Source organism: Rhizobium sp. TH2 (genome assembly GCF_024707525.1).
Lineage (GTDB): Bacteria > Pseudomonadota > Alphaproteobacteria > Rhizobiales > Rhizobiaceae > Rhizobium_E.
Genome location: NZ_CP062231.1, coordinates 605588 through 625337, shown reverse-complemented (window position 1 = coordinate 625337; position 19750 = coordinate 605588). Strand labels below are relative to the sequence as shown.

Sequence of the window (19750 nt, the reverse complement as noted above, 5' to 3'; positions counted from 1 at the left end):
GATTCTCGCCTATTAGCGCTATAGTGCGGCATTCCGTCTCGTGGAAAGGATTGCCATGCTCCCGCTGTTCGAAATGATGATGAAGGCCCAGAACGGCGATGCCATGAATGCCATGGCCAAGCAGTTCGGGCTGGCTCAGGAACAGATGCAGCAGGCGATGGCGGCGCTGATGCCCGCCTTCTCCACCGGCCTCAAGCGGTCGGCCGCCAACCCTTACGATTTCTCTTCGCTGATGTCGGCTGCGGGCAGCGGCACTTACGCGAAATATTTCGAGGACATGACCAAGGCCTTTTCGCCGCAGGGCATCGCCGACGGCAACAATGCGCTCGGCATGATCTTCGGCTCCAAGGACGTTTCCCGCGCGGTGGCGGCGCAGGCCGAACAGATGTCCGGCATCGGCCAGGAGGTCTACAAGCAGATGCTGCCGGTGATCGCCAACACCATGATGGGCGGCTTCTTCAAGCAGATCGCCGGGCAGTTCCAGGCAGCCGGCGAAGCAATCTCCAAGGGCTCGCCGCCGGATTTCTTCGGCCAGTGGATGGAAGCGGCAGGGATGAAGGAAAAGCCGAAGGCCGAGAGCAATCCGTTTCTCGACAATCCCTTCACACAGGGCTTCCAGGCTTTCTTCCAGCAGGCCGGTGCCGCAAATGCGGGCCAGGGCGCAAATCCCTTCGCCAACCCTTTCCTCGACATGTTCGTCGGGTCGATGACGCGCGATGGAGCAACCCCGACCGACGATGCGCCGACAGCCAAACCGGCTGCCGCCAGCGCTACCGCCGCAGACACCAACCCCTTTGCCGGGCTGGTCAGCCAGATGTTCGACAGTGGTGTCGAGGTGCAGAAGACCTATCAGAAAAATGTGGAATCGATCTTCGACAGCTATCTGTCGAGCCTTCGAGACGGCGGCAAGACGGACCGCTGATCGCATTCGCCAGCATGAACGTGCCCTTCAGCAGCCATTCATCAAGGGTGGGATAATCCAGCATGACAACAAGTTGATGAGACAGGAGATATGCCGCGTTCGCAGGCCTGCTATGCCTCAGCCGCAAACCTCGGAAGCGTTCCGAGAAAATCTTGGCACAGAGCCGCAGTGATCTGGAACAGAATCCCGCCTTTTGGCGTTATGGGCCACAATTCCGTGCATTTCTTGCTATGAAAAGAATTTTGCTGCGGAGCGGCACTCAGGTGGGACGTGGTAAAGTTTCCGTAAAGCATGGTGACAGCGATACATGTTTGATCTAAGAAAAATCGGCTCCCTCAGGGAAATAATTAAAGTCGGGCAATCAGTTATGCATCCTGCCAATTTGCGTTCAGCGGTAGCGATCTCGGCCAATGGCCGTGAACAGGTCGTGTCGGTCGGCGGGCTCACTGTATCCGAAACCAAGGACCGCGACTGGAAGAATGTTGCACTGCGCAAGCCGTGGAACTTCGCGGCGAAGCGCGTGCTCGATATCGTCGTTTCCGCTTCCGCAATGATGATTCTGCTGCCCTTCTTCCTGGCGATCGCTTTCGCGATCAAGTGGGAGAGCGAAGGCCCGGTCTTCTTCATGCAGAACCGCTGGGGCCGCGGCGGCAGAATGATCCGCATCTTCAAGTTCCGCTCGATGCGCGACGATCTCGGCGACGTGACCGGCGTGGCACAGACGCGCAAGAATGATCCGCGCGTGACCCGCACCGGCGCCTTCCTGCGCAAGACCAATCTCGATGAACTGCCGCAGCTGATCAACATCCTGCTCGGCGACATGTCGCTTGTCGGCCCGCGCTGCCACGTGCCTGGAATGCAGGCCGGCGGCATGCTGTACGAAGATCTGGTCAAGGATTACCACCTGCGCCATCTCGTGCGTCCGGGCCTGACGGGCCTTGCCCAGGTCAACGGCTTCCGTGGCCCGACCGACAGCGAGGATCTGGCGCGCGGCCGTTTCAATCACGACATCGAATATATCCGCAGCTTCAACGTCTGGATGGATATCAAGATCCTGGCCGGCACGCTGGTCAAGGAAATCCGCGGCGGCACCGGCTTCTGATTTGGACATGCTACTGAACAATACGGCCGGCGCGGTGACATTCCGCTCCGGCCGTTTTGGTTTCCGGCCATGACTTTCTGGATCACGCGCATCGTAGTTGCGTTTCTTCTGGTCGCCGCGTCGATCACGACCGGGCATGGAGAGGACGCACCGCTGTGGACCGAGCAGCCGACACGGATCGATCGGTCGAAGCAGCACTTCGAGCGTCTGCCGGCGGTTAAAATTGCGCGGGACAGCCGCCTGTGGCTGGTGGTTCCTTCCCGGATCACGGTGGTGGACAGCGCAAGCTTCGTCATCGGCGAACAACAATATCAGATTGCCAACATTCGGCCGGTGAAGCCGCAACGACTCTGCCAGGCGATCGAAGGCGGCCGGTGGCCGTGCGGCCGCATGGCATCGATCTTTCTCGGCAACCTGGTGCGCAACAAGCGGCTCCTCTGCGATATCAACCAGGCCGGCAAGAAGCTGATGCTCAGCAATTGCGTGATCGGTGCGCGTGATGTTGCCGCAGCGATCATAGCCAACGGCTATGGAATGGCGGAGGCGGACAAGGTGCTGCTCGCGACGCAGGCCGATGCCCAGAAGGCCCAGAGCAAGGGCCTGTGGCGCAATCCTCTATGCACTACGGACTTTGATAACTGCTGACGCGCCAGTGCTCATCACAGGACGATTAGCATGCCGAAGACGTTCATTTTATCTTGACAGTTTTTGTCATCTTAAATAGTTGACTTCCATACTCATATTTATGGAAGGACACGCCGATGGCGATCACCATTACCCTCGATGACGCGAACAACGACGGCAAGGGCATCAACTTCAATGCCTATTTGAAGAGCTTCGACAAGCGGTTCGAGCCGAGCGGCCGGGGCGGATTCGTCAACGGATATGAGACTGTCACCCCTGAAACCGGCTTTTCCGCCGGCGGCGACGATTACGTGAGCTGGGACGGCAAGAGGAACGGCCAGAGCGTGATCTTCGAAGGCGGAGACGAGGGCTGGGCCTATACCTTCAATGGGCCTGACGAAGTTTACGGCACGAAGGACGACCACACCATGTCGGGGGATATCACGGCCATCACGCTTGGCACCGGCACCAAGGAGTCCAGCGACAACCCGGAATATACGAACAACGGCGAAATCAACATTGCCTTCGATGAGTTCAACGTCAACAGCTACAGCAAGCACTGGCTTAGCGATCTTGGCAATGGCGAGACAAAGGGCCTGCTGAATTTCCTCAACAGCGATGCCATTGAGTTCACGGGCTCTGCAGGCAGGGACACGTTCACCTCCTACAAGATGAGCGATACGCTTCACGGCGAAGGCGGCGGAGACATTCTCAACGGCGGCAAGGGCAGTGACACGATCCATGGCGACGAAGGCAATGACAAGCTGACAGGCAGCTTTGGCGTCGATACATTCGTGTTCGAGGCCGGCGACGGCAAGGACAGGATCACGGATTTCGGCAAGGGCGCCGACAAGATCGATTTCAGCGGCATGTTCGACAACTTCGATGCCGTCGTCGACGCGGCTACTTCGAGCAATGCGGGCGTGACGATCGCGTATGACGGCGGCAGCGTGCTGCTCATGGGCGTGAAGATCGGAGACCTACAGGAAGCCGACTTTGTGTTCCCGATCTGATTTTACGGATCAGAACTGAAAAAGCTCCGCCGGTGCGAACCGGCGGGGCTTTTTCGTGCATAGCGAGGCTGATGTCAGGCTGCGGCGAGCGGCGTCAGCACGCGGATCAGGTCGGTCTCGGGCTCTCGGGTGACCGACAAGCGGCAGCCATAGACGGTTTCCAGCGCCTCCTCGTTCAAGACTTCCGCCGGCGTACCCGCCATATGCAGGCGACCGTCCTTCAGCATGACGATATGGTCCGCGAACATCGCAGTGAGATTGAGATCGTGCATGACGGCGATCACACCGCCGCCGCGTGCGGCAAACGCCTTGGCAAGCTTCATGATGGCGATCTGATGCCGGATATCGAGGCTGGCAACGGGCTCATCCAGGAACAGCCAGTGGGGCTTGCCATCCCGTACAGCGTCGGGGATCTGGCAAAGGACCCGGGCCATATGCATGCGGGATTGCTCGCCGCCGGAAAGCGCGGTCGCGACGCGACGCTCGAAGCCCTTGAGATCGACGGCCTCCAGCGCACGGACCATCACTTTTTCCGCCTCCGCAGCATCGTGCGTGTCGCCGGCGACCACGCCCATTTCAAGCACTTCGCGCACGAGGAAGGGAAAGCCGAGGCTGATCGACTGGGCGAGCACGGCGCGTGAGAGCGCAAGCGCCTTCGGGCTCATGGACTTCAGGTCGCGGCCGTTGAAGTGGACCCTGCCATCGAATTTTCGTTCGCCGGAGATCGCCTTCATGGTCGTGGTCTTGCCGGAGCCGTTGGGACCGATGATCGCGGTGAGCTTGCCGGGCATGGCCCTGAAGCTCAAATCCTTGACGACCTGCCTGCCAGAGAGCGTGATGGATATGTTGTCGATCTCGATCATCACATCACCCGTCCGGAACGATCCTTGAGCAGGATCCAGAGGAAGAACGGCGCGCCGATGAGGGCGGTGAGAATGCCGATCGGCAGTTCGGCGGGCGCCACGATGACGCGGGTGATCATATCGGCAACCAGCAGCAGGCTTCCGCCCAGCAATGCCGACGCCGGCAGCAGGAACCGGTGATCCGGTCCGACCCAGATACGGATGAGATGCGGCACGATCATGCCGATGAAGACGATGCCGCCGGACAGCGCCACTGACACGCCAGTCGCCGCCGCGACCATGACGATCGCCACCCGCTTGAAGCGCTCTACCGGCACGCCCATGTGGAAGGCTGCCGCCTCGCCGAGCGTGAATGCGTTCAGTCCGCGGGCCAGGAATGGCAGCGTGAGCAGCGCCGGCAGGATGACGGCGGCCGCGATCGCCGCTTTCTGCCAGGTCGAGCCGGCAAGTGAACCGAGGCTCCAGAATGTAATATCGCGGATCTGGTTATCGTCGGCCACGTAGATCAACAGGCCCGTCAAGGCCATGCCGAGCGCTGAGATGGCGATGCCCGCGATCAGCATGGTGGCGATCTGTGTCTCGCCGTCACGGCGACCGAGGCGGTAGAGAATGAATGTGACGATCAGCGCGCCGATGAACGCCATGACCGGAAGCGTGAAGATGCCTAGGATCGCGGTGATCGGGGCAAGCACCGTTCCGCCAAGAACGATCGAGGACACCGCGCCCAGGCTGGCACCCGAGGTCACGCCGAGGACACCGGGATCGGCCAGGGGATTGCGGAACAGGCCCTGCATCGTCGCGCCCGACGCTGCCAGTGCCGCCCCCACAAGGAAGCCGACGGCCGCACGCGGCATGCGAACCTCTGTTATGACGATGCGGTCGCGCAGGACATCGAGAGCATTGTCGGATCCTCCCAGGAGAAGGTTCCTGATGAGCCCGGTCACCGAGGCGGTGCTGGCGCCGGTCATAACAGATATGAGCAACATGGCGACGGCGAGGATGCCCAGCGCCGGCAAGCCATAGGCGAGCGCCCGGGCGCCGCGATCGTGGCCGGCGCGCGGTCCACTCGACGCAATCTGGTCGCGGCCGGCTTCCATATCAAGTGCCATTTCTCAGCCGCCGTAGAGCGTCGCGTAAACCTTGCGGATTGCATCGCCGGTGCGCGGTCCGAAGAGTAGCGCGCTACCGCCCAGACGGATGACCCTCTTGGCCTGGCCGGCAGGCGTCAAGGCCACCGCGGGATTGGCAAGAATGTCCGCCTCGGACACGCTCTGGCCGCCGGTATCCATAAGCAGAATGACATCCGGCTTGGCATTGATCACGGCTTCGTCATTGAGCGGCTTGTAGCCGTGGAAATCCGACGTCGCATTGATGCCCCCGGCCAGCGCGATGATGCCGTGGGCTGCCGTGTGCTCGCCGGCAGCCATGATCTTGCCGTTCTGCACGGTCATCACGAACAGCACCCGCTTGCGCTTTGCCATGTCGATCTTGCCCGCATCGGTGACGGCGGAATCGACATCGGCTGCAACGTTGGCCGCCAGTTCATCGGCCTTGGCATCGGCGCCGAGCGCCTTGCCGACGGCCTTGATCTTGGCGACGAGCGCGTTGCGATCATAGCCTTCTGGTATGAAGGCCAGCGGCACGGATGCCTTGCTCAGGACGTCAATCGTCTCTTTGGGGCCACTACCCTGTATCAGAAGAATGGCCGAGGGATTGACCGAAAGCACCCCCTCCGGCGACAGCGCCCGCATATAGCCGACGCTTGGCAGTCTGTTGACCTCATCCGGATAGAAGCTGGTGATATCGCGTGCGATGACCTTATCGCCATAGCCGAGCGCGAAGACGATCTCGGTCACGGCGCCGCCGACAGTGACGAGGCGCGATGTGTCCACCGGCTTGATCTCCTGCGCGGCCAATGGGCCGGCGACGAGGGACAGAGCCGCGAAAGCAAGCAGGGCGCGGCGGCGCAGGGTCATTGCAAGCATGATCTTTCTTTCCTTATGCGGCCGCGGCGGCATCGGTGGTCGAGAGGCTCTCGACGAGCGCCCGCCATTCGGCCATCTCGACATTGCCTTCCTTGCGCTTGCCGAAGAACTGGATGATCATCTCACCATTCTTGTCATAGGCTTCGAGCGAGGTGACATGGCCGTCCTTGGTCGGCTTGCGCACAGCCCAGGCTTCAGTGATGTGGTCGGCCCGCAGGTGCAGGTGGAAGGTGGGGTCCATGACGTTGAGCCACGGCCCCATCGGCGCAACATTCGAGACCGGGCCGGTGTGGATCTGCACGATGCCGCGATTGGCGACGAAGCACATCAGGTTGACCTGGCTCTCGACGGCCCTGGCGAAGAACTCCGCGGCGACGCCGTCGGCAAGCTTCCAGGCGTAATCGGGGCCGACGCTCTGGACGGCGGCACGGCGATCGATGTCGAGCTTCTTCAGCATCATGAAGAATTCGTGCGTGTCGGTCATCTTCGACCAATGGTCGCGGAGTTCCGCGACATCGAAGCCCTCGGTGCGGCCGGCGGCCATCTTGGTGAAGGGCTGGGCGACGAAATCCTGGCTCTGGTCCTCGATGCGGAAATCGGCGACGATCTTCTCATAGGCTTCGAGATTGGATTCGGGGCGCAGATGCACTTTGTGGATGGCTTCGCCCGACTTGTCGAAATATTGCAGTGAGCGGCGGACGGCCTCACCATCGGTCTTGGTGACCGCGAAGGCGTGCGCCCAGACCCAGTTGAAGATGCGCAGGTCGATATTGGCGCCAAGCGTCAGCGAGGTCTTCTCGCCGATCTCGATATTCTCGTAGACGCCGATCTTCTCGTGCACGGCGCTTTCATTGCGGCTGAGCGCCATGACCACGCCCAGTTCCGGCGCGCGCTCCAGCAGCTTGTTGGGGCTGGCATCGATGCGGATGGCGGTCAGGCCGACTTCGGCTGCGACGAGGGCGGCTTCGGAAATGCCGAGATTGGCGGCGATGTCACGCTCGCGGAGTTTGGGATTCTCGGCGCGGTAGGCGCGAATTTCGGATGGCGTCGGAGCCTTTGTTTCGGTCATGTCTTTTTGTCCCTTCCCTGGGTATGTGCCTGGGTCTTCATACTTCATTTGTTGAGAATGAGCTTGCCTTGCCTGGTGATCTTCATCCGGTAATCGGCCCCGGCATGGCGGATCACGATCTCCCGGCGCCCGGCAAACAGCGTCTGGGTATCGTATTCGGGGAGCATGCCCTCGGCCGGAAGCGACGCCTGCCCCTTGCCGGCATCCTTCTTCTCGAGTTCCACCATCATCACGTCTCTCCGTGCCCCGCGTCCCCGGGACCAATCACGCTGGTCCCACGCGCTGCCAATCAAGGTCAATTCATTGTTGACTTCGATACTCATATTTCAATAATGACGCAATAGCTGACAATCGTTGTCAGGTTATTTTCTCCCGACCCCAAGGAGCCGCACATGATGAAGCCGACCATGCGGGCCGGTGCGCGGCCGGACGATACCGACTGAAAATGGCGATAACAGATCCGAAAGTGGTTGAGATCAGGGAGTTGCGGTTCAAGCCCGCCAATTCCAACGATCGCGCGCGCGCGGGTCTGGAACATGATTTCAAGGACGTGCCGCCCTGCGCCTTCGGCAGGGACGACGGCATCTCGCCCTATATGGGCTCCGACTCGGGGATATCAGGCTTTCCGGATGCGCCGGGAAAACAGGCCGCATTGCTCGATATGGATATCCCTCCCGTCAGGCAAGAGCCGACGGAAGCGGGCCACTCATTGGTATACAAGCTGCTTCGGGATGGCTTCGGGCTTTCCGTCTTTCTTCATGCGGTTGCGGCTCTGGCGGTCACATACCTGACCATCAGCCTGCCGGATGAGAGCGTGCTCAACGAGGGCGAGACCGTGCTCGCCGTGGAGATCTACAGCGAGACGAATTCGGAGGTCGCCGCGGTCAAGCAACAGACGGAGCGGGAGGGCGAGGAAACCGAGGAACCGGTTGTCGAGAAAGCAGAGGCCAAGCCGGAGCCCGTCAAGCAACCCGAGAAAGTCGAAAAGCCGGTTGTGGAAAAGCCGATCGAACAGGCCAGGCTGCCGGAACCGGTGAATGAGCCGGAGAAGGTCGAAGAGCCCATCATTACCACCGACCAACCTGAAGTGCTGGCAAGCGAGGAGCCGTCAACCTTTGCCGTGGAACAGGCGGCGAAACAGATTCTCGAGACATCCGAGATCAAGCCGCTGCAGGATGCCCTGCCGGATGTGCTGATTACCCCGGTGCCTGTCGAGGAGAAAAGGCCCGCGCCGAAGCTTGCCCAGCCGCTCGATCACCCGGTTTCCAAGCCGCTCGTTGTCCAGAAGGTGGCGGAGGTCAAACCGGTTGAGAAACCGGTCGAGAAGAAGCCCGAGCCAAAGAAGGAAGAGCTGAAGAAGCCTGAGCCGAAGCTCAAGAAGCCGGTCGTGGAAACGCCTGAAAAGAAGCCGGTCAAGAATAAGAAGATCGTGCAGCGGGACGGCAACGCCGACGACAACTCCACCAAAGGCCGCGACACCGCGAAGACCAAGGATGGCGCCAGCCAGGACGCATCGCAAGGCAATTCAAAGAAGAAGCTGAAAGGCAATGCGGCGCTCACCAACTACAAGGGCCTAGTTGAGGATAAGATCGACCGCGCCAAGCGACGCGTCAAGGTGGGCGCGAGGGGTCAGGCCGTCGTCACATTCACGATCAACGCCAATGGCAGCGTCAGCAATCTCCGGATCAAGAAAAGCTCGGGCAAACCGGCTATCGACAAAGGGGCCCTGGAGGTAATCCGGAAATCGGCGCCCTTCCCGGTCATTCCAGCGGATTTCGGTCGCAAGAGCTTTCCCGCTCAGAAGACTATCGCCTTCACCGGCAAGTAACACACTGTATTTACTTAAATTTGAGCAATCAAAAACATCCAATCTTAACCACCCCGTTTAGTTAATCCTTATGCAGTTGCGGTTATGTTTTGTGCCAATCCGGCATGAACGCCTGGAACTAAGCCTTAACGGAAGGGAAACGGGGATGAACAACACCATTCGTGAACTGCTCAAGAAGCATGCCGGTCTGCCGGTCGATGTCGCCGATCTCGCCGATGGCGCCGACCTTTATGCCGCTGGCCTCTCGTCCTTCGCTTCCGTACAGCTGATGCTGGCGCTCGAAGAGAATTTCGACATCGAATTTCCCGACAGCCTGTTGAACCGCAAGTCGTTCCAGAGCATCGAAGCCATCGTCCGCACCGTCGCTTCCATCGTGGACGACAGAAAGGTCGCGTGATGAACATCCCCGTCAATCTCGCCATTGGCAGCCTGACGGAACGGGCCGCCCGGGTGGCGGCCGTCGCCCGCGCCTATGCCGATCAGGTCGACCAGAAGAGCCGCTTCCCCGCTGAAGCGGTCGATGCGATGAAGGCCGAGCGCCTTCTCTCGATCCAGATCCCCGCCGAGCTCGGCGGCGAAGGTGCGCGCACCGGCGAGATCGCCGAACTCTGCTCGATCATCGCGCAGGCTTGCGCCTCGTCGGCCATGGTGTTCGCCATGCATCACATCAAGCTTTCGAGCCTGGTGGAGCACGGGATCCACACCGAATGGCATCGCGGCTTCATGCGACGCATCGTCTCCGAACAGCTGCTGATCGCGTCCGCGACCACCGAAGGCGGCATCGGCGGCAACCTGCGCAATTCGATCTGCGCCATCGAGGTCGAGGACGGCATTTGCCGCCTGACCAAGGATGCGACCGTCATCTCCTACGGCCAGTATGCCGATACGATCCTGATTACGTCCCGCGCCCACAAGGACGCCGTCTCCACCGACCAGGTGATGACCGTGTTCACCAGGGACCAGTACCGGCTCGTCAAGACGCAGGACTGGGATACGCTGGGCATGCGCGGCACCTGCTCCGAGGGCTTCATGTTCACCGGAGAAGCGCCGGCCGAACAGATCTTCTCCAAGCCCTTCGCCGAAATCGCGGCGCAATCGATGCTCGCCAACAGCCACATCCTGTGGAGCGGCGTCTGGTACGGCATCGCGGTTGACGCCGTCGGCCGTGCGCAGAGCTTCGTGCGCGGTGCGGCCAAGAAATCGCCTGGCGTCGTGCCTCCAGGCGCGCTTCGTCTCGCGGAGGTCTCCAACCTCTTGCAGATGATGAAGTCCAACGTCGTGGCTGCGATCAAGTCTTATGAGATCGCCAGGGAAGACGAGGAAAAACTGTCGTCCGTCGCCTTCGCGGTCGCCATGAACAATGTGAAGATCGCTTCCTCGGAGACGATCCTTATCATCATCAACCACGCCATGCTGATCTGCGGCATCATGGGCTACAAGAACGGCACGCCGTTCAGCCTGGGCCGGCACCTGCGTGACGCGCATTCCGCACAGCTGATGATTTCCAACGACCGAATTCTCGGCAACACGTCCACCATGCTCCTGATCCACAAACAGGACACCAGCCTTCTGGGGTAAAGATTATGGATATGCAGGTTTCTCTCCTCGACCGGCTTTTCGACTCCGGTCTTCTCATCGAAACGGGTGTCGATGGCCTCTATGGCCGCTCTGGCCAGTTCGAGGATGTCATCGCGGCTTTCGAGCGCATGATCGACAGGTTCGGCGGCGCCGATGGCGCGGAAGCCATCCGCTTTCCGCCCGGCATGGCGATGAGCTACTTCGAAAAGAGCGGCTACATGAAGAGCTTCCCGCAACTGGCGGGCACCGTGCATTCGTTCTGTGGCAACGACCACGACCATATGGGCCTGCTCTCCTGCATGGAAGAAGGCAAGGACTGGACCAAGGAGCAGAAAGCGACCAACATCGCGCTGACGCCCGCCGCCTGCTATCCACTCTATCCGACAGTCGCCAAGCGCGGCCCGATCGCGATGACCGGCGGTCTCTACGACCTGCAATCCTATTGCTTCCGCCACGAGCCGTCGCGCGAGCCGACCCGCCAGCAGATGTTCCGCATGCGCGAATATGTCTGCATGGGCACCGAGCACCATGTCACCGAGTTCCGCCAGAAGTGGATGGATCGCGGCGTGCAGATGATGGAAGAACTTGGCCTCAAGGTCGAGATCGATATCGCCAACGATCCGTTCTTCGGCCGCGCCGGCCGGCTGCTTGCCAACAACCAACGCGACCAGAACCTGAAGTTCGAACTGCTGATCCCGGTCAATTCCAATGCCAACCCGACCGCCTGCATGAGCTTCAACTACCACCAGGATGCCTTCGGTACAAAATGGGGCCTCAACCTCGAGGATGGCAGCGTCGCCCATACCGCCTGCGTCGGCTTCGGCCTGGAACGCATCGCGCTGGCGCTCTTTGCGCATCACGGGCTTGATGTTAAGGTGTGGCCAGACGCTGTCCGGACCGCTCTCTGGGGGTAAGCCTGTTATGACCGCCGTCTTTCCGTTCCTCGATCCCGGCCGCTACGAGCCGCACGAGTTGCACAGCCTTGACCGGATCTGGCCGGAGACCAATTGCTATGTCGATCTCTGGATCGAGATTCTCAACACGATCCGGCTGCCGCCCGAGGCGATGCTCGGCTTCACGCTGACGCAGGATTTCGAAGGCGACCAGTTCACCTTCTTCAAGGTGCCGCTCGAGGATCTCGAAACGCTCTACGGTATCCGCGTGACTGAGCTTGCGGTGTTCGACAAGGTCGAGGACCACGTCGCTCAGCAGATCGCGCGCGGCCGGTTGTGCCTGCTGGAGATGGATTCCTATTTCATGCCGGATACGCAAGGCGTGGCCTACCGCACCGAGCACGGCAAGACGACGGTGGCGATCAACCGCCTGTCGGAGAAGGACAAGGAAATCGACTATTTCCACAATGGCGGCTTCTGGCGGCTGTCCGGCGAGGATTACGACGGTCTGTTCGGCCGGCTCTATCCCGAGGGTTCGCAGCCCTTTCTGCCCTATACGGAGTTCGTCAAGTTTCCCGATCATCTGCCGAGCGACATGCTGATCCGGCAGCGGGCGCGTGAATTGCTGACGCGGCATATTCTGCGCATGCCGTCGCGAAACCCGATCGCGGAGTTTTCGCGTGTTCTGCCCGAACAGGTCAGCCTGATCGCCGACCGGCCCTTCGGCTTCTTTCATAAATATGCGTTCAACACGTTGCGGCAACTCGGCGCCAATTTCGAGCTTGCGGCGACGCATTTCAGATGGATGTCGGACTTCGGCGAATTCAGTGATGCGATCGAAGCGTCGCTGAAGATCGCCGAGGCGGCAAAGAGCGTGCAGTTCCAGCTTGCGCGCGCCGTGACCCGCAGAAAGTTCGATGCTCTCGTATCGGCCCTTGATCCCGCAATCGAAGCGTGGGACGAACTCTCCGAGGCCGTCAAGGTCAAGATCGACTGATTTGCCGGGAATGGGGTGCGATGACATCGTTGGCGGGGCCAAGGACGAAGACCAGGCGCAGGCTTGATGCGGGCTGGTCGCTTCTGGTCTCGGATGCCGGGCAATATGCTGCCCCGGCCGATATTCCCGCAACTGGCAGACGCCTCGCAGCGGCCGTGCCCGGAACCGTGGCCGAGGCGCTGGAGACAGCCGGACGGTTTGACCCGACACAGCCCCTGCCGCTCGCCGATCGCGACTTCTGGTATTTCCTCGACCTGACCGGCGAGACGCCCGGTCCGTACCGGCTGGTATTCGATGGCCTCGCCGTGATCGCCGAGGTCTTCCTCAATAGCGAGCGCATTCTCGAAAGCCGCAGCCAGTTCGTTTCGAACGACATTCCAGTGACGCTCCGGGGCGAAGACAATCTTGCCATCGCCTTCCGGGCGCTCAATCCGCATCTCAAGGCGTCGGGTCCGCGCGCCAAATGGCGGCCGCAGATGATCACGCCGCCCGGCATGCGAATGGTACGCGCCACGCTGCTCGGCCACATGCCGGGCTGGTGCCCCGAGATTGACGCCATCGGGCCTTGGCGGCCGATCCATCTCGTTCGCCAGGGAGGCATCGAGGTCGATGAGCTCAGGATGGGCGCATCGCTGAATGCCGAGGGTCACGGCGTGCTGGACCTGTCGTTCCGCTTTTCCGGGCGGGCGACGGATCTCAGGATCGCCTGCGGAACGCAACAAGCACCCGTGATGATCTCCGCCGAGGGCGGACTGCATGCCCATCTCACGCTGACCGACGTCCAACCTTGGTGGCCGCACACGCATGGCGAACCGCATCTCTATCCGGTCTCGCTGATCGCAGATGGCGCCGCCCATCCGCTGGGCAAGGTCGGGTTCCGCAATGTCTCGCTCGACCAGGGTGCGGACGGCAAGGGTTTTGGCATCGAGATCAATGCCATGCCGGTTTTCTCTAGGGGCGCCGTCTGGACCACTGCGGATATCGTCCGTCTGCCCGGCGGGCGCTCCGATTATGAGCCGTGGCTCAAGCTTGCCCGCGAGGCCGGCATGAACATGATCCGCATCGGCGGCACTATGGCCTACGAGAGCCGTGAGTTCTTTGAGGTCTGCGACGAACTCGGGATCATGGTGTGGCAGGACTTCATGTTCGCCAATTTCGACTATCCGGTCGCCGACCCGGAATTCGCCGACCTAGTGAAGCGCGAGGCGGAGGATCTGCTGAAATCGCTGCAAGGTTCGCCATCGCTGACCGTTCTCTGCGGCGGCTCGGAAATCTACCAGCAGGCTGCGATGATGGGCATGCCGCAGAAATCCTGGTCGGGGCCGTTGACCGAGGAACTGCTGCCAGCCGTGTACGAAGCCTACCGGCCCGATGTGATCTACGTGCCGAACTCGCCCTTCGGCGGCGCCATGCCGTTCTCGCCCAACGAGGGCATCACGCATTACTACGGCGTCGGCGCCTATTGCCGGTCGCTCGATGACGCACGCCGCGCCAATGTGCGTTTCGCCGCCGAGAGCCTCGCCTTCGCCCATGTGCCGGAACAGGCCACGCTCGACGCGCATCTGCCGGTGCCGGCGGTGCATGATCCGCGCTGGAAGGCCCGCGTGCCGCGCGACCGTGGCGCATCCTGGGATTTCGAGGACATCCGCGACCATTACCTGCAGGATCTCTACGGTCTCGATCCGGCCCGATTGCGCCGCGAGGACCCGGTACGTTATCTCGATTTCTCGCGCGCAGTGACCGCCGAAGTGGCGGAAGCGACCTATGCCGAATGGCGGCGGCCCGGCTCGTCCTGTGCCGGCGCGCTCGTCTGGACTTTGCAGGATCTGCTGCCCGGTGCGGGCTGGGGCGTGATCGACTCGACAGGACTGCCGAAGCCGGTGTGGCACGGCATGCGACGGGCATTCCGTCCGGTGCAGGTGGTGTTCTCCGATGAAGGCACCAACGGGCTTTATGTGCATGTGATCAATGAGACGGCCGGCGACTTGAGCTTGCGGCTGGAGGTCTCGGCCTTACGTGACGGGATACAGCCGGCCGTGTCCGGCACGCGGGACATCCTGGTTTCAGCGCGGGGCGGTCAAAGTATCGCCGCCACCGATCTGTTCGGCGCCTTCTTCGACACCGCCTATGCCTTCCGTTTCGGCCCGCCGTCGCATGATGTGACGGTCGCACGGCTGATGGATGGCGACGACGAGATCGCCAGCGCGTTTCATTTTCCGCGCGGCCGAATGGCGGCCATGCATGCGGCCAATCTCACGACCGAACTGGGGAGCGATGCGAGCGGTCCGTTCGTTGCGATCTCGACCGACCGGCTGGCGCAATCGGTCAATCTCGGTTTCGAGGGCTTCATTCCCGACGACAACTGGTTCCACCTGGCGCCGGGCAAGCCCAAGCTGGTGAGATTTGCGCGCCACGGCGAGGGTGACGAACGGCCGACCGGCGAGATCCGCCAGCTTGGTTCGAGCAATGTGATCCGGCTGTGAGGAGACTGCGTTGACCCATATCGCATTACGCGGCCTGCTCTCCCTCATGATAGGCCTTGCAGCAACAGCGGAAGCATCGGCTGCGACCTGTTTTCGCGGCATCAACATTTCGGGCGCCGAATTCGGCGTGCGCGGCGGCACGGTCAACAAAGACTATACCTGGCCATCGACCGACACGCTGTCCTATTTCGCCGACAAGGGTTTCAACACCATACGCCTGCCTTTCAAGTGGGAACGGCTGCAGCCCCAGTTGATGGGCGAACTCGACGAAGCCGAGTTGCAGCGCCTGATGGAATCGGTCGAGCTGATCCGTGCGCGCGGCATGAGGACGATCCTCGATCCACACAACTACGGGCGCTATGATGAAAAGATCATCGGATCGAAGGACGTTCCCATCGCCGCTTTCGCCGACTTCTGGGCAAAGCTCGCGCGTTACTATGCCAATGACGACCATGTCATATTCGGCCTGATGAACGAGCCCAACCGCCAGCCGATCGCCCAGTGGCTGGAAGCCGCGAACGCCGCCACGCATGCCATCCGCGAGGAGGCCAAGGCCAACAATCTCATCCTTGTCCCGGGCACGGCCTGGAGCGGCGCACATAGCTGGATGGCTCCGATCGATGGCGAGCCGAATGGCGTGGCGATGGCGAAGTTCTCGGATCCAGCCAACCACTTCATCTTCGAATTCCATCAGTATCTGGACGGTGATTTCTCGGGCACCAAGCCCAATTGCTCACGCGCTGGAGATGCCGAGCAGGCGCTCAGGAACGTGACGGCCTGGATGAAATCGAATGGCTTTCGCGGCATGCTCGGAGAGTTCGGCGCATCGACCGACAAGGCCTGCGTCGCCGGCCTGAAGGCCATGGTCGACGTCATGGAGGAAAACAGAGACGTCTGGGCTGGCTGGACCTATTGGGTTGCGGGCGACTGGTGGAGCGAAGAGGAACCGCTCAATATCCAGCCGACCACAAAGGGCGACCGGCCACAGCTTCAGGCCCTACTGCCCGCGTTACGCGATCTCTCGGCGGAGGGCACCGCCTGCCCTGCCCTCGATTGAGCCCGCTCCAATAGCTTCGACCAGATCGATTTGATCGCGGGGATGTCGACGGCTGACACGGTGCCGACCATGAACCACATCAACGCGCCCGTCTTGATCGAGAAGAACGAGTTCGAGATCACCATGATGAGCAGCAGATAGACGATCATCATGGAATGGAAGTCCCATGCCCGCGCATTACGGAAGGGCATGAAGACGAGTGCTGCCCAGAGCGCAATGAACCCGAACAGCCCGAATTTCGTCAGCGTGTAGGCGAGCCCGGAATCGGCCGTGAACTGTGCCGTTGCCTCGACACCCAGCACCACCGGAAGCGAAAGCTCTGTCAGGATATGGGCGGTGACGGCAATGCGGCCGGAGAGGTCATTGGGTCCACCACTGGTGCCCGAGGCAAAGCCATAGGCGGCGATCAGCGCCAGCAGCAGGAAGGGCGTGACCAGCCAGAATGTGCGGGGGATCACCCTGAAGAATGGCGCGAGCAGAACGATCAGGATGCAGGTGAACAGGCCGAAGCGGGCATCCGCCAGCACGACCATGGTCAACGCCGCGGCGAACAGGAACCATCGCCCACTCCAGCCGCGCCGGAACATCGCCCATGAGAAGATGATCACGCCGAAATTGCCCATCGACACCGGCTCGAGGAAGACCGACGACACGCGGTGCTGGCCCAGGAAGGACAGGATGGTGCGTGGTTCCGGCCGGCTGCCCGAGATGAACAGGCCCTTGGTCGCGCCGTAGCTCTCGGTCAGCGTCACCGTGCCCTTGGAGATGTAATAGCCGAGCACGTTGAACCATTCGAGGTAGAGGTCGAGCAGGAAATATTCGAAGAAGGCGAAGAACAACACCATGATCGCCGACCAGACCGCGAGGCTGTCCGCCAGCTTCAGGTCGCGCAGGCGCGAGCCCATGGCGTAGAAGATCACCGGAACGAGGATGTCGCGCACGGCCTTGAGGTCGCTGGCGCCGCGCAGCGTGAAAAGCATCAGCATGTAGCTGACGAAGATGCCGAGGAAGAGATAGAGCCCTGCCCTGCGATCCATCGCGACCAGTAGCGCCGTGCCGATGATCGCCATCTCCATCAGCATGACATGGCTGTCGCGCATCGGCATGATGCGGGTGTTGACGAAGCAGAGGAACAGATTGAAGGCCAGACCGCCCATGACGGAGGCGATGGCGCCGAACCGCAGCAAGCCCGCGAGCGGGCTTGCTTCGTCGAGCGGTGGCAGAATGTTTGCAGTTGCGGCGGCCGCCATCGGTGACCTCCAGCCTTACGCCACCCGGCCGAACATGACGGTTCCCAGCATGCGATCGCGCCAGGGCGCGAGCGAATTCACCAGTTCTTCCATGCGGCGGCCGTTGTCGTTCTCATCGCCGACGAGCAGGATGGCATTGGCCTTTTCGAGCAGTTCGGCCAGGTGATGGCGGGCTTCCTCGCCACTGGCGTCGATGATGACGAAATCGGCCTTGCGCTTGTGGCCAGCAAAATTGGAGAAGGTCGGCGTGGTCGCCTTCGGGCGCCGGGCACTTTCCAAGGCCAGCCGGGTGAACTTGAGCAGGTCCGCGAGCGGCGCCTCGCTGGCACTGACATGGGCGCTGCCATCGCGGCCGTCGCCATCGGAATAGAGCACTTCCTTGTCGAGACGATGGAGCGCACCGGCGACATCGGTCACGATGCGGCTGCCGGGATTGTCATTGTCCGGCGACAGGAAAAGCACGGTCGAGGGTTGCCCGGGGCGCGAAAGCTGAAGCAGGCTATCGACGGTGCGCGAGACGCCGATCTGGGCCTTGCGCTCCCATTCGCGCTCATCACTCTCGATGAACTTCCGTCCAGAGAGTTGAAAGGCGCGCGGTTTCTGTCGGATGGCCGGAATATAGGCGATGACGGGAAGCTTCGCGGGCGCCGCGCGCGTGGGCGCTGATGGCTCGGCGAATTCCTCTTCGTCCTCGTAGATATCCTCACGGCCGCCGAACATCCGTGACAGGATTTCCACGCCCACGGCAAGGCCGCTGCCGAGCGCTATGCCGAAGAGCCCGCCGGCAATCACGATGATGATCTTGGTCACCAGCGAGGAACCGCCTGACGCGACCGCCTTGGAGATGACGCGCGAATTGTTGATGTTGACCGTGTCACGCTGGCCGAGTTCGCTCGCCCGCGTGAGGAATGTCTTGTAGAGCGCCCGCAAAGCATCGACCTCGGACTGCAGTGCACGCGCCTTGATGCCGGCTTCGGATGTATCGAGGCTCGACGTGGTCAGTGTATCGAGACGGCGCTGGAGCGCCGCGGTATTGGCCTCGGCGCGTTCGAGCGCGCCCTTCATCGAGCCGCGGATGCGAGCAAGTTCCTGTTCCATCACATCGCGCATGCCCTCGACCTGCGACCGCACGGCCTTCATTTGCGGATGATTGGTGCCGAGCGTGGTCGAAAGCTGGTCGGCGCGGGCGGCAAGCTGGGCATACTGGCCGCGCATGCCGCTGAGCGAGGTCGAGGCCAGCGCTTCGGGAATGCCGCCGGACTCGATCGAGCCGATCGTCAGCGTCTTGACCTGATTGTAGTTGGCGCGCTTGAGTTCGAGATCGGCGCGCGCGGCGATAAGCTGCTTGTTGACGCCTTCGACCTGCTGGTCGATGACCAGGCCCTGCTGGCCGGTGGAGATCAGATTGTTCTTGCCCTTGAAGGTTTCGAGTTCTTCCTCAGCCTTGCGGAGCTTTTCGGCCAGGTCCTTTGCCTGAAGCTCGAAGGCGCCGCTGGCACGCGTGGAGGCATCCGAACGGGCTTCATGCAGCCGCTTGAGATAGATCGAGGCGATCGCGTTGGCGATCTCCGCCGCTTTGGCCATATCGCGGTGCTTCACCGTAAGCGTCATGACGAAGGACTGGCCTTCGCGCTCGACGGTCATGTTCTTCTGCAATGCGCCGACCGTGGCGTTCATTGCCACTTCCTTGTCGGCTATGCCGGCGGGATTGAGGAAGCGATCGTCGCGAAGCTTGAGCTTGTCGACGACCTGGTTCAGCACTTCATGCGATTGCACGACGAAGAGCTGGCTTTCGAGGATTCCCGTGTCCTGCGACGCGGCGACATTGTTCTGGTTGGGGTCAGCGGGGCTCGCCGCAAGGCCTTGCGGATCGATGAGGATATCGGTCGTTGCGAGATAGACCGGCTTGCGCACGGTGACATAGGCAGCGGCGAGTCCGGCACAGATAACGGCCGTCACCACGACATAGAGCCAGCGCCTCAAGAGAATGCCCGGCAATTGAAAAATGTCGATACCCATTGATGCCTTCGGGGCGCGCAAGCCGTGTCGTCGATCAGCAAAATTGCCACGCCTGTTGCGGCGCGAA

General features: G+C 61.4%; 18 protein-coding genes. 11 read left to right on the top strand and 7 right to left on the bottom strand.

Annotated elements, in window-relative coordinates:
• Positions 1 to 55: 55 nt before the first annotated feature.
• The 4 genes from IHQ71_RS03205 to IHQ71_RS03190 all read left to right on the top strand — a co-directional run bounded on the left by IHQ71_RS03205 (position 56) and on the right by IHQ71_RS03190 (position 3661).
• On the top strand, positions 56 to 922 hold the full coding sequence (locus IHQ71_RS03205) for a DUF937 domain-containing protein (RefSeq protein WP_258160446.1): 867 nt from the start codon (positions 56 to 58) through the stop codon (positions 920 to 922).
• A gap of 550 nt (positions 923 to 1472) precedes the next feature.
• Positions 1473 to 2024 (top strand): sugar transferase, encoded by a 552-nt coding sequence (locus IHQ71_RS03200; RefSeq protein ID WP_374989998.1) that lies wholly within the window; start codon positions 1473 to 1475, stop codon positions 2022 to 2024.
• Positions 2025 to 2093: 69 nt separating this feature from the next.
• Positions 2094 to 2669: a thermonuclease family protein gene (locus IHQ71_RS03195; RefSeq protein WP_258160445.1), complete on the top strand. Its 576-nt coding sequence runs from the start codon at positions 2094 to 2096 to the stop codon at positions 2667 to 2669.
• Between the two features lie 116 nt (positions 2670 to 2785).
• Positions 2786 to 3661 carry a calcium-binding protein gene (locus IHQ71_RS03190; protein ID WP_258160444.1) on the top strand — a complete coding sequence of 292 codons (876 nt, stop codon included), beginning with the start codon at positions 2786 to 2788 and terminating at the stop codon, positions 3659 to 3661.
• Positions 3662 to 3735: 74 nt separating this feature from the next.
• On the opposite strand, the gene IHQ71_RS03185 is transcribed toward IHQ71_RS03190, so the two are convergent.
• Genes IHQ71_RS03185 through hemP form a run of 5 tightly spaced genes read right to left on the bottom strand, consistent with a single transcriptional unit; the run spans position 3736 to position 7808 of the window.
• On the bottom strand, positions 3736 to 4524 hold the full coding sequence (locus IHQ71_RS03185; RefSeq protein WP_258160443.1) for a heme ABC transporter ATP-binding protein: 789 nt from the start codon (positions 4522 to 4524) through the stop codon (positions 3736 to 3738).
• A complete protein-coding gene (locus IHQ71_RS03180) occupies positions 4524 to 5633 on the bottom strand; it encodes an iron ABC transporter permease (RefSeq protein ID WP_258160442.1) in 1110 nt (369 codons plus the stop codon). Before IHQ71_RS03180 ends, IHQ71_RS03185 begins: the two co-directional genes overlap by 1 nt.
• A gap of 3 nt (positions 5634 to 5636) precedes the next feature.
• Positions 5637 to 6509, bottom strand: coding sequence for a hemin ABC transporter substrate-binding protein (locus IHQ71_RS03175; protein ID WP_258160441.1), 873 nt, complete (start codon positions 6507 to 6509; stop codon positions 5637 to 5639).
• A gap of 13 nt (positions 6510 to 6522) precedes the next feature.
• Complete coding sequence (locus tag IHQ71_RS03170) at positions 6523 to 7578, bottom strand: hemin-degrading factor (protein WP_258160440.1); 1056 nt, start codon at positions 7576 to 7578, stop codon at positions 6523 to 6525.
• A gap of 44 nt (positions 7579 to 7622) precedes the next feature.
• Positions 7623 to 7808, bottom strand: a complete 186-nt coding sequence (gene hemP / locus IHQ71_RS03165; protein WP_258160439.1) for a hemin uptake protein HemP — start codon at positions 7806 to 7808, stop codon at positions 7623 to 7625.
• Between the two features lie 215 nt (positions 7809 to 8023).
• On the opposite strand from hemP, the gene IHQ71_RS03160 reads away from it, so the two are divergent.
• From IHQ71_RS03160 to IHQ71_RS03130, 7 genes are all read left to right on the top strand, one after another.
• Positions 8024 to 9406, top strand: a complete 1383-nt coding sequence (locus IHQ71_RS03160; protein ID WP_258160438.1) for an energy transducer TonB — start codon at positions 8024 to 8026, stop codon at positions 9404 to 9406.
• Positions 9407 to 9551: 145 nt separating this feature from the next.
• Positions 9552 to 9803 carry an acyl carrier protein gene (locus tag IHQ71_RS03155; protein ID WP_258160437.1) on the top strand — a complete coding sequence of 84 codons (252 nt, stop codon included), beginning with the start codon at positions 9552 to 9554 and terminating at the stop codon, positions 9801 to 9803.
• A complete protein-coding gene (locus IHQ71_RS03150) occupies positions 9803 to 10984 on the top strand; it encodes an acyl-CoA dehydrogenase family protein (RefSeq protein WP_258160436.1) in 1182 nt (393 codons plus the stop codon). Before IHQ71_RS03155 ends, IHQ71_RS03150 begins: the two co-directional genes overlap by 1 nt.
• 5 nt (positions 10985 to 10989) lie before the next feature.
• The gene (locus IHQ71_RS03145; protein WP_258160435.1) at positions 10990 to 11898 is read left to right on the top strand and encodes an amino acid--[acyl-carrier-protein] ligase; all 909 of its coding nucleotides are present in this window, start codon (positions 10990 to 10992) and stop codon (positions 11896 to 11898) included.
• Between the two features lie 7 nt (positions 11899 to 11905).
• Positions 11906 to 12874, top strand: a complete 969-nt coding sequence (locus IHQ71_RS03140; protein ID WP_258160434.1) for a DUF1839 family protein — start codon at positions 11906 to 11908, stop codon at positions 12872 to 12874.
• Between the two features lie 20 nt (positions 12875 to 12894).
• Entirely contained in the window at positions 12895 to 15357 is a 2463-nt protein-coding gene (locus IHQ71_RS03135; protein WP_258160433.1) for a glycoside hydrolase family 2 protein, read from the top strand.
• A 10-nt stretch (positions 15358 to 15367) separates the two neighbouring features.
• Positions 15368 to 16414: a glycoside hydrolase family 5 protein gene (locus IHQ71_RS03130; protein WP_258160432.1), complete on the top strand. Its 1047-nt coding sequence runs from the start codon at positions 15368 to 15370 to the stop codon at positions 16412 to 16414.
• Here the strand turns inward: IHQ71_RS03130 and IHQ71_RS03125 are convergent.
• Positions 16348 to 17664, bottom strand: a complete 1317-nt coding sequence (locus tag IHQ71_RS03125; RefSeq protein ID WP_258160431.1) for a UDP-phosphate alpha N-acetylglucosaminyltransferase — start codon at positions 17662 to 17664, stop codon at positions 16348 to 16350. The genes IHQ71_RS03130 and IHQ71_RS03125 overlap by 67 nt on opposite strands.
• A 15-nt stretch (positions 17665 to 17679) precedes the next feature.
• Entirely contained in the window at positions 17680 to 19683 is a 2004-nt protein-coding gene (locus tag IHQ71_RS03120) for a GumC family protein (RefSeq protein WP_258160430.1), read from the bottom strand.
• Positions 19684 to 19750: the final 67 nt, after the last annotated feature.

Bases quoted from the DNA above. Each gene is read 5' to 3' on its own strand.
- IHQ71_RS03180 (WP_258160442.1), bottom strand. From the start codon at position 5,633: ATGGCACTTGATATGGAAGCCGGCCGCGACCAGATTGCGTCGAGTGGA.
- IHQ71_RS03155 (WP_258160437.1), top strand. From the start codon at position 9,552: ATGAACAACACCATTCGTGAACTGCTCAAGAAGCATGCCGGTCTGCCG.
- IHQ71_RS03205 (WP_258160446.1), top strand. From the start codon at position 56: ATGCTCCCGCTGTTCGAAATGATGATGAAGGCCCAGAACGGCGATGCC.
- IHQ71_RS03140 (WP_258160434.1), top strand. From the start codon at position 11,906: ATGACCGCCGTCTTTCCGTTCCTCGATCCCGGCCGCTACGAGCCGCAC.
- IHQ71_RS03170 (WP_258160440.1), bottom strand. From the start codon at position 7,578: ATGACCGAAACAAAGGCTCCGACGCCATCCGAAATTCGCGCCTACCGC.
- IHQ71_RS03120 (WP_258160430.1), bottom strand. From the start codon at position 19,683: ATGGGTATCGACATTTTTCAATTGCCGGGCATTCTCTTGAGGCGCTGG.
- IHQ71_RS03160 (WP_258160438.1), top strand. From the start codon at position 8,024: ATGGCGATAACAGATCCGAAAGTGGTTGAGATCAGGGAGTTGCGGTTC.
- IHQ71_RS03150 (WP_258160436.1), top strand. From the start codon at position 9,803: ATGAACATCCCCGTCAATCTCGCCATTGGCAGCCTGACGGAACGGGCC.
- hemP (WP_258160439.1), bottom strand. From the start codon at position 7,808: ATGATGGTGGAACTCGAGAAGAAGGATGCCGGCAAGGGGCAGGCGTCG.
- IHQ71_RS03175 (WP_258160441.1), bottom strand. From the start codon at position 6,509: ATGCTTGCAATGACCCTGCGCCGCCGCGCCCTGCTTGCTTTCGCGGCT.
- IHQ71_RS03200 (WP_374989998.1), top strand. From the start codon at position 1,473: ATGATGATTCTGCTGCCCTTCTTCCTGGCGATCGCTTTCGCGATCAAG.
- IHQ71_RS03195 (WP_258160445.1), top strand. From the start codon at position 2,094: ATGACTTTCTGGATCACGCGCATCGTAGTTGCGTTTCTTCTGGTCGCC.
- IHQ71_RS03145 (WP_258160435.1), top strand. From the start codon at position 10,990: ATGGATATGCAGGTTTCTCTCCTCGACCGGCTTTTCGACTCCGGTCTT.
- IHQ71_RS03125 (WP_258160431.1), bottom strand. From the start codon at position 17,664: ATGGCGGCCGCCGCAACTGCAAACATTCTGCCACCGCTCGACGAAGCA.
- IHQ71_RS03185 (WP_258160443.1), bottom strand. From the start codon at position 4,524: ATGATCGAGATCGACAACATATCCATCACGCTCTCTGGCAGGCAGGTC.
- IHQ71_RS03190 (WP_258160444.1), top strand. From the start codon at position 2,786: ATGGCGATCACCATTACCCTCGATGACGCGAACAACGACGGCAAGGGC.
- IHQ71_RS03135 (WP_258160433.1), top strand. From the start codon at position 12,895: ATGACATCGTTGGCGGGGCCAAGGACGAAGACCAGGCGCAGGCTTGAT.